At 57.6% G+C, this 14,122-nt stretch carries 10 protein-coding genes; 5 read left to right on the forward strand and 5 right to left on the reverse strand.

Annotated features, from left to right (window positions below; translation table 11 throughout):
* Positions 1-169 precede the first annotated feature (169 nt).
* The 3 genes from FHC52_RS05760 to FHC52_RS05770 all read left to right on the forward strand — a co-directional run bounded on the left by FHC52_RS05760 (position 170) and on the right by FHC52_RS05770 (position 2,836).
* Positions 170-316, forward strand: coding sequence for a DUF2256 domain-containing protein (locus tag FHC52_RS05760; RefSeq protein ID WP_071789110.1), 147 nt, complete (start codon positions 170-172; stop codon positions 314-316).
* Positions 313-1,842, forward strand: coding sequence for a cryptochrome/photolyase family protein (locus FHC52_RS05765; RefSeq protein WP_126288272.1), 1,530 nt, complete (start codon positions 313-315; stop codon positions 1,840-1,842). Before FHC52_RS05760 ends, FHC52_RS05765 begins: the two co-directional genes overlap by 4 nt.
* Before the next feature lie 94 nt (positions 1,843-1,936).
* The gene (locus FHC52_RS05770) at positions 1,937-2,836 is read left to right on the forward strand and encodes a LysR family transcriptional regulator (RefSeq protein ID WP_021241403.1); all 900 of its coding nucleotides are present in this window, start codon (positions 1,937-1,939) and stop codon (positions 2,834-2,836) included.
* On the opposite strand, the gene FHC52_RS05775 is transcribed toward FHC52_RS05770, so the two are convergent.
* The 3 genes from FHC52_RS05775 to FHC52_RS05785 form a co-directional block, all read right to left on the reverse strand.
* A complete protein-coding gene (locus FHC52_RS05775) occupies positions 2,811-3,599 on the reverse strand; it encodes a substrate-binding domain-containing protein (protein WP_126288274.1) in 789 nt (262 codons plus the stop codon). The two genes, FHC52_RS05770 and FHC52_RS05775, sit on opposite strands and share 26 nt — an antisense overlap.
* Positions 3,596-4,909: an MFS transporter gene (locus tag FHC52_RS05780; protein ID WP_220419965.1), complete on the reverse strand. Its 1,314-nt coding sequence runs from the start codon at positions 4,907-4,909 to the stop codon at positions 3,596-3,598. The genes FHC52_RS05775 and FHC52_RS05780 overlap by 4 nt, the downstream gene beginning before the upstream one ends.
* Positions 4,910-5,189: 280 nt before the next feature.
* On the reverse strand, positions 5,190-6,488 hold the full coding sequence (locus FHC52_RS05785; RefSeq protein WP_220419966.1) for a serine hydrolase: 1,299 nt from the start codon (positions 6,486-6,488) through the stop codon (positions 5,190-5,192).
* 106 nt (positions 6,489-6,594) lie between these two features.
* On the opposite strand from FHC52_RS05785, the gene FHC52_RS05790 reads away from it, so the two are divergent.
* On the forward strand, positions 6,595-7,488 hold the full coding sequence (locus tag FHC52_RS05790; RefSeq protein ID WP_220419967.1) for a LysR family transcriptional regulator: 894 nt from the start codon (positions 6,595-6,597) through the stop codon (positions 7,486-7,488).
* Here the strand turns inward: FHC52_RS05790 and fumA are convergent.
* Positions 7,477-9,126, reverse strand: a complete 1,650-nt coding sequence (gene fumA, locus FHC52_RS05795) for a class I fumarate hydratase FumA (protein ID WP_023325581.1) — start codon at positions 9,124-9,126, stop codon at positions 7,477-7,479. The genes FHC52_RS05790 and fumA overlap by 12 nt on opposite strands.
* A gap of 52 nt (positions 9,127-9,178) precedes the next feature.
* On the reverse strand, positions 9,179-10,687 hold the full coding sequence (locus FHC52_RS05800; RefSeq protein WP_008500292.1) for an anion permease: 1,509 nt from the start codon (positions 10,685-10,687) through the stop codon (positions 9,179-9,181).
* A 609-nt stretch (positions 10,688-11,296) separates the two neighbouring features.
* Between FHC52_RS05800 and FHC52_RS05805 the strand changes: the two genes are divergently transcribed.
* Positions 11,297-14,077 (forward strand): flavocytochrome c, encoded by a 2,781-nt coding sequence (locus tag FHC52_RS05805; RefSeq protein WP_023325579.1) that lies wholly within the window; start codon positions 11,297-11,299, stop codon positions 14,075-14,077.
* The last annotated feature ends 45 nt before the right edge of the window (positions 14,078-14,122 follow it).

Here is a 14,122-nt window from a genome sequence, read left to right on the forward strand (position 1 = left end):
TTCGGTTAAGATGCCAGAATATCGCCTGCTGCGACAAATCCAGCCTGAATAAACTATCATTTCGTACGTAGCGGTGGGTAGCGGTTTGCGGGCATCACCTTCATTTTGTGAAGTCTGTCGTAGCCTTTATCCGCAGGTGGCGTGAATAAATCAGTACGGTATTGAAAAGATGAGCGATTTCAAAGGTAACAAGCAGGACCTGCCCAGTCGACTGTGCGTGCACTGCCAGCGGCCCATGACGTGGCGCAAGAAATGGGCGAAATGCTGGAATGAGGTTAAATACTGTTCTGAGCGCTGTCGCAGGAGCCACCATTGACCGAGCTACGTCTGATCCTGGGCGATCAGCTTAATCCGCATCACAGCTGGTTTGATACCTGCAGTCCGAACATCATTTACGTGATGCTGGAACTCCGGGCAGAAACCGCCTATGTGCTTCATCACGCCCAGAAAGTTATCGCTATCTTCGCCGCCATGCGCGCGTTTGCCTCTGCATTAAAGGAGAAGGGGCATCGGGTGAGGTATGTCCGGCTCTCTGATGACTCAAACCGCGGCGCGCTGGAAGACAATCTCAACGCGCTTGTCGCGCATTACGGCGCGGGCAGGGTGATATGGCAGGAGCCCGACGAATGGCGTCTTGATGCGCAGCTGCAGGCGTGGGCGAAGACGGTCTCCGTTGAAACGGCCTGCGTCAGCAGCGAGCATTTCTTCACCACTCGGGAACAGGTCAGCGCGTTTTTTGCGTCGCGCAAAAGCTGGCGAATGGAATACTTTTACCGGGAAATGCGCCGTCGGCACGGCGTCCTGTTGACGTCAGCAGGCGAGCCGGAAGGGGGGAAATGGAATTTCGATGCTGAAAACCGCAAGCGCTGGTCCGGCGAGCCTCCCGCGCCGGGGGACGCGCGTCCTTGCCACGATCGTTCCGCCTTATGGGCGGAGATCCAGCGCTGCGGCGTAACGACCTTCGGCGAACCGCAGGCCGACAATTTTCGCTGGCCGCTCAACCGTTCTGAAGCCAAAGCCAGGCTGGATGAATTTATCACGCACGTACTCCCGCAGTTTGGAAACTGGCAGGACGCGATGCACACAGAGGAACCTTTTCTTTTCCATTCGTTAATTTCGTTTGCGCTGAATACAAAGATGCTTAATCCGCGGGAAGTGGTTGCCGCCGCCCAGCAGGCGTGGCGTTTGGGCCACGCGCCGCTGCCTGCCGTCGAAGGGTTTATCCGGCAAATTCTCGGCTGGCGGGAGTATGTGCGCGGGATCTACTGGTCGCAGATGCCCGGCTATCGGGAACTGAATGCCTTAGACCAGCACGCCCCGCTGCCGGACTGGTTCTGGACGGGCAAGACGCAGATGCGCTGCCTGGCGTATGCCGTTGGGCAGTCGCTCACCGAGGCTTACGCCCACCATATCCAGCGCCTGATGGTCATCGGCAACTTTAGCCTGCTCAGCGGCCTGTCGCCGCAGGCGGTCCATGAATGGTATCTGGGCGTCTATATTGACGCCTTTGAGTGGGTGGAGCTGCCCAACACCCTCGGCATGAGCCAGTTTGGCGATGGCGGGTTACTGGCCAGTAAACCCTACGTCTCGAGCGCGTCATACATTCATAAGATGAGTAATTACTGTCAGGGGTGCCGGTATCAGCACAACCAGCGTACCGGCGAACAGGCGTGCCCCTTCAATGCCCTTTACTGGGACTTCTTTGCGCGCAATAAGGCGCGTCTCGGTAACAATCCCCGCCTGGGCATTGTCTTTAAACAGCTTGCGGACATGACGGAAGAGGATCGGCAGGCCATTGCCGACCGCGCCGGGTACGTCCGCCTGCATCTCAACGACCTCTGATCGGTATTTCAACGCCTGGCCGGTTGCGGCAGGTCAATAAGACGCTATTATTTTTGACTTTGTTGCGTATTCCCTGACAGGACATCCAGACGCCATGCCCGTGAATTTTGACCTTAACGATCTTTATGCTTTCAGAGCGTTAGTGGAATACGGTAACTTCCGTGTCGCTGCTGAATCTATCTGCTTATCCCAGTCGGCGCTGAGCCGCAGGATAGAAAAGCTGGAAGCCGCGCTGGGAAACAGGCTGTTCGATCGCACCACCCGCCGCGTGGCGCTGACGCTCTACGGGCAAAACTTTGCCGAGCGCTCCGCGCAGCTGCTCGACAGCGTGGAGTCAATGCTGGCGGATGTCGATAAGGCCAGTGAGGAGCGGACGGGGCTGATCGCGGTTGCCGCGGTCCCTTCCGCAGCCTGTTACTTTATGCCCGACGTGATCCGGCGTTTTCAGTCTCGCTATCCGCGCGTTCGCATCAAGCTCATCGACAGCAGCGCGGGGAATGTGATTGACGCCGTGGCCCGCAGCCAGGCGGATTTCGGCATCTGCTTCGCAGGAAACCTGCCGTCTGAAATCGAGTTTTTCCCGCTGGTGGAGGATGTCTACGTCGCGGCGTGCCGAAAGGATCACCCCGTGGCGCAGAAGAGTCACCTGACGTGGCAGGCGTTTTATCAGCAGGATTATATCTCCCTCGATAAAACGTCAGGTAACCGTAACCTGCTCGATCGGATGCTGGGGGATATTATTCCCGGGCGCCCCAGCGTCTGCGAAACGCGTCACGTCACCACGATGCTCGGTATGGTTGAGGCGGGGATTGGCATCGCTGCCGTTCCCGCCATGTCAATGCCGACCTCTGAGCACACGCTGTTGACGCATCTGCCGCTGGTGGCGCCGGAAGTGAAACGCACCGTTGGGCTTATCCGGCGCCGGGGGCGCATCCAGTCTTACATTGCGGCTGAACTGGAAAAGCAGATCACCGAGCAGTATCGCCGGACGTAACGGGGATCATCCCCGTCTTCTCGATGACGGCGCGTGAGGGCGGTGAGGCGAGATAGGTCAACAGCGCTTTCCCCTCGTCAGGGTGTTCAGCGTGACGAGTGACCGCACCCGCGAAGCGCGTGATGTATTGCACATTGTCAGGGATTTTCCCGACAAAGGTGACGCCCTGAACCGGCAACAGCTCGCTAACCTGCTGGAAACCCACGGCGTATTTTCCTTTTGCCACTTCTGAGGCGACCGGAATGCGCTCGACCATTGTCGCTTTATCGGCGACCTCCTTTTCAATGCCCAGCTTTTTGAACAGCCCCTGGCTGACGTACCTGCCGCTGGCGCTGTCAGAGTAGGCGATGGAGCTGGCCTGCAGCAGCGTTTCACGCAGTTTCGCGTCGCTGCTGATATCCGGTATATCCGCTCCTTTTTTTACCACCATGCCAACGGGAGAGTCCGCAAGTTCCGTTCGCGAACCCGGCCGGGTCTGGCTGGCCTTTTCGAGCTTCTCCAGCGCATCGCCCACCATAATCACCACGTCGGCCTTCTCGCCGCGCGCGAGTCGGTTTGGGATCGCCTGCGGCGTATTGCCCATTGAGGGGCCGGGGATGACCACAATTTTATCCCCGGTCTGGCGTTCATACTCCGGCGCCAGCTTTTCAAGGGCGGCTTTAAAACCGCCTGAGATCATCACCTTCACGTCCTGGGCAAAGGCATTGACGCTCAGGAACGTCAGCACCAGCGCGCTGGTGGTATAGCGATAAGTGCGTTTCATATTGCCCCCTCTGACTTGACGGTGTTTTGCAGCGATACCGCGCGGCGGCGGTAGAGGTAGAGCGTCGCCAGCAGGGCACATACCGCGGCGAAGCTCATCCAGTAGCCCGGCGAGGCTTTGTCGCCGGTGTATTCAATAAGCGCGGTGGACATGACCGGGGTAAAGCCGCCAAAGACCGCCGTTGCCAGGCTGTAAGCCAGCGAGAAGCCCGCCACGCGCACTTCAGCCGGCATAATTTCCGTCAGAGCCGGGATCATTGCGCCGTTATAGAGGCCGTAGAGGAAGGAGAGCCACAGCAGCACGCTCAGCATCATCGAGAAGCTGGGCGCGCTCGCCAGCAGCGTCAGGGCCGGGTAGCTGGTCGCCAGCGCCAGCAGGGTCATGGCAATCAGCACCGGCTTGCGCCCGAAGCGATCCGACAGGGCACCGCCCACCGGCAGCCAGATGAAGTTAGAGATCGCCACCAGCAGCGTGACCAGCAGGCTGTCTGACGCGCTCAGCATCAGCACCTTTTTACCAAAGGTGGGCGCATAAACGGTGATCAGATAAAAGGCCGTGGTGGTCATCGCCACCATCAGCATGCCCGCGACCACTACCTGCCAGTTCGCGAGCAGCGTTTTAAAGACCTGGCGCATCTCCAGGTGATGGCGGCGCGCGCTGAACTCTTCCGTCTCCTCCAGCTTGCGGCGCAGGAAAAAGATAAACGGCACGATTAAACAGCCGAACAGGAACGGGATGCGCCAGCCCCATTCGCGGATGGCGCTCTCTTCCAGCACCGCGTTCAGCGCAAAGCCCATTGCGGCGGCGACCATAATGGCGACCTGCTGGCTACCGGACTGCCAACTGGTGTAAAAGCCCTTGCGGCCCGGTGTGGCGATTTCCGCGAGATAGACCGACACGCCCCCAAGCTCCGCGCCGGCGGAAAAGCCCTGCAGCAGACGGCCCGTCAGCACCAGCAGCGGCGCCCAAAGCCCAATACTTTGATAAGACGGGATCAGCACGATCAGGAAGGTGCCTGCCGCCATAATGGAAAGCGTCACTATTAGCCCTTTGCGGCGGCCAACCTTGTCAATATAAGCCCCCAGCACAATGGCGCCGATTGGACGCATCAAAAAGCCCGCGCCGAAGACGGCGAAGGTCATCATCAGCGACGCAAATTCACTGCTCGCCGGGAAGAACGTGTGGGCGATGTAGGTGGCATAGAAGCCGAACAGAAAGAAATCGAATTGCTCAAGAAAGTTGCCGGACGTGACGCGAAGTATCGCGCCCGCCTTCGACCGTACGGTTGCAGGTGAGGTTGAGGAAAACATGGTTATCTCCAGTTTATTGTTGACGTTTTACGCGTCTGTTTCTGAAAACTGGATCAGGATGAGGAATTAGATAAGCGCAAATGCCGCATCGACTGATGCATTTCTTGCATGAATATAATCCGGCGAATAAATACAATTAATGGCAACAATAACTTAACAAAATGTTGGCTTTTTATTCACCAATATTCTGTAAGTCTCTGATATTGCGATTTTGTGATGTGGCGCAGAGGCGCGTTTCAGAATGAGCCGGGTAACCGCGTCATTACCCGGCGGAGGCCATTTAGCGCAGCGCCCTGGCAATCGCGCTAAACATCAGAGAGGCTTCCAGCGGCTGGGCGCTGAAGGACGGTTCCGCCTGCGGCCAGGTAGACCACTGGACGATGACCAGATTTTCCTTCGGGTTCACCACGATCATCTGTCCGAAAATGCCCAGCGCCCAGAGCGAACCTTTCAGCGAATCCTGTGCCGTCGGCTCTACGCCCGCGGCGTTGGCGGGCACTTCATTGTTCCACCACTGGTAGCCGTACAGCCCCTCGGGATGGCCGTCTGAGACCGAGCCTTTGGCCTTCGTCCAGTCTGACGACTGCCGGATCCAGTTTTCCGGCAGGATGGTCTTACCGTTCGGTAACGTACCGTTGTTCAGGATAAATTGCCCGAAGCGTCCCCAGTCCTCCAGCGTGGCGTTAAAGCCGTGCGCGCCGACGTCGTGCTGGCCTTTGCTGTAGGCATGCCACACGCCGTCGCTCGCCATGCCGTAAGGCTGCCAGATGCTTTTCTCCAGATAGGCTGCGAGCGTCATGCCGGTGGCCCGCTCCAGCACGTCACCCAGCAGCCAGGCGCCGCCCGAAGAGTAAGACCAGCTCTCTCCGGCCGGGTGCGCCCTGCGTAACCCCTTCACCAGCTTGCGCACGCAGTCATAGGTACCCGGCTTCGCCTCGCACTCGGTGAGCTGCACAAAGTCGGATTTAGGGTTGGTGTAATCCTCGTTCCAGGCCACGCCGGAGGTATGGGTGATAAGCTGCTTAAGCGTCACGCCGTCCCACGCGGTGCCTTTCAGGTCGGGTTCATACCGCGTGATCCGATCGTCGAGCGAGTGAATTTTTCCCTCTTTGAGGGCCACGCCCACCAGCGCCGATACCACCGATTTCCCAACCGAGCGCGAGGTCCAGAGCGTCGAGTCGGTATTGCCCTCTCCAAGATACTTCCAGGCGATTTTGCCGTCCTTCAGCACCAGCATGCCGCTGACGTTCTGCCGCTGGAGGTAGTCCTTAAGGCCGAAGCGCCTGCCGTTGACCTGATAGTGTGCGTCCGTGAGCGGCTTGTCCGACATTTCCAGCGGCACAGCGTTACCGTGGTGGAAAACATCCCCGGTGTAGTTGCGGTAGTCATTGCGAAAGCCCACCACCCGATCGGCCTGACTCCAGGTGAGCATCTTATGGGTGTCAGGCAGCGTGGTGTCGAAGGGGGCAGGGCAGGCGCTGAGGTCGGTGCCTTTACAGGCCGCCACTGCCGCAGGGGAGATCAGGGTGCTGAAGACAAGGCCCGCCAGCAGGGCATGGTTTACTTTTCTGTTTTTCATATCCGTCTCTTACAGGTTAAGAACGGCTTCAGTTTAAAAACCCAGGGGCTATAATAAAAAACGCGTAGTGGGGGAAAATCCCCCTAAAAAACAGAGGGAGCGTAGCGTGGCGGGACTGATTTACTCTTTTGCACAGCTCGAGGCATTTACCGCCGTGGCCGAGAATGGGAGCCTCAGTAAAGCCGCGGTGGCGCTGAAGAAGGACCGCACGACGCTTCGCGATCTGGTTGATTTTCTTGAGGATGGGTTGGGCTACGCGCTGTTTATTCGCGACGGCCGCACCCTGCGGCTCACGCCCGAAGGGGAACAGCTTCAGCGCCAGGCGCACCTCCTGATGCGGCAGGTAAAAGCCTTTGAGGCGTTTGCCAGAGAGGTGCCGCACGGTGCCACGCAGGACCTGACGCTGGTCTACGATCCTTTTACGCCCAGAGCCTTTCTGCACGGGGTGATTGCTGACATGGCGGTGCGAAAAATCCGCCTGAGCCTTATCTGCGCCTCGCGGGATGAATCGGAACGGCTGCTGGCGAATAACGACGCGGATCTGGCCATCTGCCAGGCGCGCAACCGCAGCGTGGGCAACGACATGGAGTGGCGTGCCCTGGGGGCCATCGAGATGGATTTTTATGCCGCCAGCGGGCTGTTTGCGGACAGTGCTTCCCCTCTGTCGCTGCTCGATCTCTCCCTGGTACCTCAGCTCGTCATGCACCCCGCCTCGGACGAGCCGGTGGCGCGCCGCCTGCAGATTTCCGGGCATACCCTCTTTACCAATGAGCCGGAGATGCTGCGCGGTCTGCTGGAGCGCGGCTGCGGCTGGGGATTCTTACCGACGCATTTTCACGCCGGGCAGTGGCAAAACGTAAAAAGGCTGCACACCGAAGTGGGCAGCCAGGGGATTGGTCAGACGATGGTCACCATCTGGAAGCCGGGGAGCGACAAGCGCAGCACAATCGCTGAAACGCTGTCGCTCTTGCCGGACGTATGGAAGCACTCAGCGCTGTGAACAGCCTTTACACTGCTGGTTCTGGATCTGCTGGAAGAAATCGTTGCCTTTGTCATCCACCAGGATAAACGCCGGGAAGTTCTCGACCTCGATCTTCCAGATAGCTTCCATGCCCAGCTCAGGATACGCCACGCACTCCAGGCTCTTGATGCTGTTTTGCGCCAGCACCGCCGCCGGGCCGCCGATGCTGCCCAGGTAGAAGCCGCCGTGCTTATGGCAGGCGTCCGTCACCTGCTGGCTGCGGTTGCCTTTCGCCAGCATGATCATGCTCGCGCCGTGGGACTGCAGTAAGTCCACATACGAATCCATGCGCCCTGCCGTGGTTGGGCCGAGTGAGCCAGACGCGTAGCCTTCCGGCGTTTTGGCCGGGCCCGCGTAGTAGATCGGGTGATCTTTGACGTACTGCGGCAGTTCCTCACCGTTGTCGATTAGCTCTTTCAGCTTCGCGTGGGCGATGTCGCGCGCCACGATGATGGTCCCGTTCAGCGACAGGCGGGTAGAGACCGGGTGCGCGGAAAGCTGCGCCAGGATCTCATTCATCGGCTTGTTCAGATCGATGCTGACCACGTCGCCTTCACCCTGCTGGCGCAGTGATTCAGGAATGTACTGGCCCGGGTTGTGCTCCAGCTTCTCAATCCAGATCCCGTCGCGGTTGATTTTCGCTTTGATGTTGCGGTCCGCGGAGCAGGAGACCCCCATGCCGATAGGGCAGGAGGCGCCGTGGCGCGGCAGGCGGATCACGCGGATGTCGTGGGCGAAGTATTTACCGCCAAACTGCGCGCCGAGGCCGAGGTTCTGGGCTTCCTGGAGCAGCTCCTGTTCGAGCTGAACGTCGCGGAACGCCTGGCCGTGTTCGTTACCTTCCGTCGGCAGGGCGTCGTAGTAGCGCGTAGAGGCCAGCTTCACGGTTTTCAACGTCGCTTCCGCGGAGGTACCGCCGATCACGAACGCGATATGGTACGGCGGGCAGGCCGCGGTACCGAGAGTGCGCATCTTCTCAACCAGATAGTTTTTCAGCTTCGCCGGGGTGATCAGCGCTTTGGTCTCCTGATACAGATAGGTTTTGTTGGCAGAGCCGCCGCCTTTTGCCATGCACAGGAATTTGTACTCATCGCCGTCAACGCTGTAGAGGTCAATCTGCGCCGGCAGGTTGGTGCCGGTGTTCACCTCTTTATACATATCCAGCGCCGCGTTCTGGGAGTAGCGCAGGTTGTCTTCAATGTAGGTGTTGTACACGCCCTGGCTCAGTGCCGCTTCGTCACCGCCGCCGGTCCAGACGCGCTGGCCTTTTTTACCCATGATGATCGCCGTGCCGGTATCCTGGCAGGTTGGCAGCACGCCTTTAGCGGCGATTTCAGAGTTACGCAGGAACTGCAGGGCAACGTACTTATCGTTCTGGCTCGCTTCCGGGTCGTCAAGAATGGCGGCAACCTGCTTCTGGTGGGAAGGACGCAGCATAAATGCGGCGTCGTGGAAGGCCTGCTGCGCCAGCAGGGTCAGCGCTTCCGGCTCCACTTTCAGCACTTCCTGGCCTTCGAACTCGGCAACGGAAACGTGCTCTTTGGTCAGCAGATAGTATTCGGTGTCGTCGTGCGCCAGTGGGAAGGGGTTTTGATAAATAAACGGTTTGTTTGACATAGCTTGCTCCAAAAAAATAAAACCGCCGGAGGAGAAGTCCGGCGGTCAGGAATCAGAACATCATGGACATCCACGGATAGCCAATCAGCAGCAGGGCCGCCAGGAAGATGGCACCGAAGATGGTGCCGAGGCGCCAGTAGTCTTTGGTTGGCAGGTAGCCGCTACCGTAGTAGATCGGGCTTGGGCCAGTGCCGTACGGGGTGATGATCCCCATCACGCCCAGCGAGGTCACCATCAGCAGAACGAACACTTCCATATTCATGCCCGGGATGGTGGAGGCGATGGTCAGCATCGCTGGCAGCAGCGCCGTGGTGTGCGCGGTGGTGCTGGCAAACAGGTAATGCAGCAGGTAGAACGCCAGCAGCAGCACGATGGTCGCTACGCCCGGAGAGATACCGCTCATCAGCAGACCGCCTTCTTTACCTAACCAACTGATAAAGCCGGTAGAGGAGAGGCCATCCGCCAGCGCCACCAGGGTGGCGAACCAGACGAAGGTATTCCACGCGGCTTTATTACCGGTGATGTCGTTCCACTCCAGCACGCCGGTCCACAGCATCAGGCCGACGATAAGCAGGGCAGCCATAGCCGGTTCAATCCACGCGGCGGCAAAGATCCACATCAGCAGCGCACAGCACACGAACACCAGCAGCAGGATTTCATTGCGGGACAGTTTGCCCAGTTTTTCCAGTTCACGGGTCGCCCACAGCGGCACTTCGTTGTTTACCTTCACTTCAGGCGGGTAGAACCAGTAGGCCAGCAGCGGCATGGCCAGAATCAGCAGGATACCCAGCGGCAGGAAGGCGAGGAACCAGGTCCCCCAGGAGATATCGATTCCAACCGTACTTTTCACCAGCGCCAGGGCCAGCAGGTTCGGCGCAAGTGCGGAGAGGAACATTGAGCTGGTGATACAGGCCGCGGTGATCGCCACCCACATCAGATACGAACCAATCTTACGCGCGCTTGGGTCGTTCGGTTTTGAACCGTACAGCGGCGGCAGGTTAGCGATGATCGGGTAGATGGTCCCGCCGCTGCGCGCGGTGTTGGACGGGGTGAACGGTGCCAGCAGCAGGTCAGCAAACGTAATCGCGTAACCGAGCGTCAGGCTGCGACGGCCGAGGTATTTCACCAGAATCAGCGCCAGACGGCGGCCGAAGCGGGTTTTGTCATAGCCTGCGGCGAACATAAAGGCACCGAAAATTAGCCAGACGGTAGAGTTACCAAACCCGCTCACCGCCCATTTAAAGGAGGCGCCCGCCAGCTTGAATTTCGGATCAGCCAGCTGTTCAGGGCTAAACAGCACCCACTGGCTGCACAGCGCAATGGCGACCACGCCGGTGAGACCGATCACCGCGCCCGGCAGCGGTTCGAAGATCAAACCGACGATCACGCCAACGAAGATAGCGAAATAGTGCCACGCGTAAGGAGGCAGGCCTTCCGGTACCGGAACAAACAGCAGCAGTACGGCGACGATGACGGGCAGTGCCATCATCAGCAGACGTTTTGCGTTTCCATTTGATGCCTGGTTCGCCACAGGGGGCGTTACAGCAGTTTTTGTATTCATAGTTTCACGTCTTAAGTTGTCAAAGATTCGGTCGTACTGAAAAACAAAATCACTTTCTTAAGTTTCTTTGCTTTTTTTAGTTATTAAAGGTGCGATTTTTTATTTTCAGTAATAGCAATTTAACGCTTTTATGGAGGCGCTAAATTAAAAATTGATGATGTTTTTATATTGCGCTTTTGGATGCCATAACTATTGATCGCGATCAAAAAAATAGAATTGCAGCGTTATTTTTATGCTTTTATTAATAACCACTCTGGCGTATGTGGGTATTCCCTTTTTTATTGGTTTATTTTATCATTTCTGTAACATTTTTATTTTCTGTGATTTTGTACATGTTTGTTTTATTTGGTGTTTTTAGTGTTTTGGAAAAGTGGTTTTACCAATCATTCTTTAACGAATTTTAAATTATTGTGAATGGCTAAACGACATTTGCTAACACCAATGTGTTAATTGTGTTATTGCAGGGATTAAATAGTTTTTTAACTAACGTAATAACTTTAGAAAGTAAAAAAATCATTATATTAATATCATGACATCGGCAAATAACGACGAACTAAAAAATTAATCCGATAACGAATTCTTAATTTTAAAAAGTTTGGAGTTTCAATTATGAGCACTAACGAACGTATTCTTAGCCCCTTCACATTACCGAATGGCACTGAACTGAAAAACCGTTTGTTAATGGCCCCTATGACCACCTGCACCGGCTATTACGACGGCACCGTCACCAGCGAACTGGTGGAGTACTATCGTGCCCGTTCCGGAAGCATCGGCACCATCATTGTGGAGTGCTGCTTCGTCGACGATCTCGGTCTCGCCTTCCCGGGCGCGATCGGGATTGATAATGACGAGAAAATTGCCGGGCTGGCGAAAATCGCGGAGGCGATCAAATCCAAAGGATCTAAAGCCCTGCTGCAGATCTACCACGGCGGCCGCATGGTCGACCCGAAACTGATCGGTGGCCGTACGCCGGTTGGCCCAAGCGCTGTTGCCGCGCCGCGTGAGGGCGCAGCAACGCCAGTGGCACTGACTGGCGAAGAAGTCGAAGGCATGATCGGCAAGTTTGGTGAAGCGGTGCGCCGCGCCATCCAGGCCGGCTTCGACGGCGTGGAAATCCACGGGGCAAACACCTATCTGATTCAGCAGTTCTATTCGCCAAACTCTAACCAGCGCGATGACGAGTGGGGCGGCAGCCGCGACAACCGCGCGAAGTTCCCGCTGGCAGTACTGGATATCACCCACAAAATGGTGCGCCAGTACGCGGACGACGCCTTTATTATTGGCTACCGCTTCTCTCCTGAAGAGCTTGAAGTGCCGGGCATCCGCTTTGAAGACACCATGTACCTGCTGGAAAAACTGGCGGCTCGCGGCGTGGACTACCTCCACTTCTCCGTCGGCGCGACCCTGCGTCCTTCCATTGTTGACACCCAGGACCCGACGCCGCTGATCGAAAAATACTGCGCGATGCGTTCTGAAACGCTGGCTCAGGTACCGGTGATGGGCGTGGGCGGCGTGGTGAATGCCGCCGATGCCAATGAAGCGCTGGACCACGGTTACGACCTGATTGCCGTTGGCCGTGCCACCATCGCTTACCCGGACTGGACCGACCGCATCGCGGCCGGGGAAAACCTGGAGCTGTTTATGGACAGCACCCAGCGCGAGGCGCTGAACATTCCTGAGCCGCTGTGGCGCTTCTCGCTGGTGGAAGCGATGATCCGCGACATGAGCATGGGCGAATCGAAATTCAAACCGGGCATGTTTACTGAGAAGGTGCAGGACGACGCGAACGAGCTGGTGATTAACGTCAGTCTGGAAACTGACCGCATTGCAGACATCGAGCTGGCCTCTGGCCCGAGCGAAGACGTTGAGTTTGTCACCAGCTTTGAAGAGATCCGTACCCGCATTCTGGATGCCAACACCCCGCACGTGGATGCCATCACCGGCGCCACCAGCCAGAGCGAGGCGGTGAAGAAGGCGGTCTCTAAAGCGATGCTGAAATCCAGCAAAGCGCTGGCAGCGGAAGAGGGCGTTGACCCGAACGAAACCCGCAGCGTGGACGTGGTGGTTGTCGGCAGCGGCGGCGCCGGTCTGGCGGCGGCGATTCAGGCGCACGACGAAGGCGCGAGCGTGCTGATTGTTGAGAAAATGCCAACCATCGGTGGCAACACCATTAAAGCCTCTGCCGGGATGAACGCCGCAGAAACCCGCTTCCAGCGCGTGAAGGGCATTCAGGACAGCAAAGAGCTGTTCTACCAGGAAAGCCTGAAAGGTGGCGGCAACAAGAACAACCCGGAACTGCTGCACCGCTTCGTTGAGAACGCGCCGCAGGCGATTGAATGGCTGGCAACCCGCGGCATCATGCTGAACGACATCACCACCACCGGCGGGATGAGCATTGACCGTACCCACCGTCCAAAAGACGGCTCAGCGGTCGGCGGCTACCTGATCAGCGGCCTGGTGCGTAACGTCAACAAACGCAACATCGAGGTGATGCTGGATACCTCCGTCAGCGACATCCTCTTCGAAAACGGCGAAGTGACCGGCGTGCGCCTGACCACCGAAGAGAACGAAACCCTCACCGTGGCAGCGAAAAGCGTGATTGTCGCTACCGGTGGCTTCAGCGCTAACAGCCAGATGGTGGTGAAATACCGCCCTGACCTGGAAGGGTTCGTTACCACCAACCACAAAGGGGCGACCGGCGGCGGCATCGCGCTGCTAGAGCGTATCGGGGCAGGTACGGTTGATATGGGCGAGATCCAGATCCACCCAACCGTTGAGCAGAAAACCTCGTACCTGATTTCCGAATCCATCCGCGGCGGCGGGGCGATTCTGGTCAATCAGAAAGGGGAACGCTTCTACAACGAAATGTCGACCCGCGATAAAGTCTCGGCGTCAATCATCGCCCTGCCGGAGAAATACGCGTACATCGTCTTTGACGAGCATGTTCGCGCCAAAAACAAAGCCGCGGATGAGTACATCGCTAAAGGCTTCGTGACCAGCGCCAGCTCGCCAAAAGCGCTGGCGGAAGCGCTCGGCATGGATTACCACGCTTTCCTGGCGACCCTGGAACGTTACAACGGTTTCGTTGAAAAACAGCACGATGACGACTTTGGACGTACCACCGCGCTGCGTGCGCCAATCAATGAAGGGCCATTCTACGCCATTCAGATTGCACCGGGGGTGCACCACACCATGGGCGGCGTGACCATCAACACCGAAACCTGCGTGCTGGACAGCAACCACAACGTGCTGCCAGGTGCGTTTGCGGCCGGTGAAGTGGTCGGCGGGATCCACGGCGGCAACCGTATCGGCGGTAACGCAGTGGCAGATATCATCATTTTTGGTACCCTTGCAGGACATCAGGCGGCTCTGCGTTCGAAAAAGATGTAAGGCACCTGCTTCCCAGGCCGGATACGCGCAGCGCTATCCGGCATT

This window comes from Enterobacter sp. EC_64 (assembly GCF_019584165.1).
In the GTDB taxonomy this organism is placed as follows: domain Bacteria; phylum Pseudomonadota; class Gammaproteobacteria; order Enterobacterales; family Enterobacteriaceae; genus Enterobacter; species Enterobacter roggenkampii.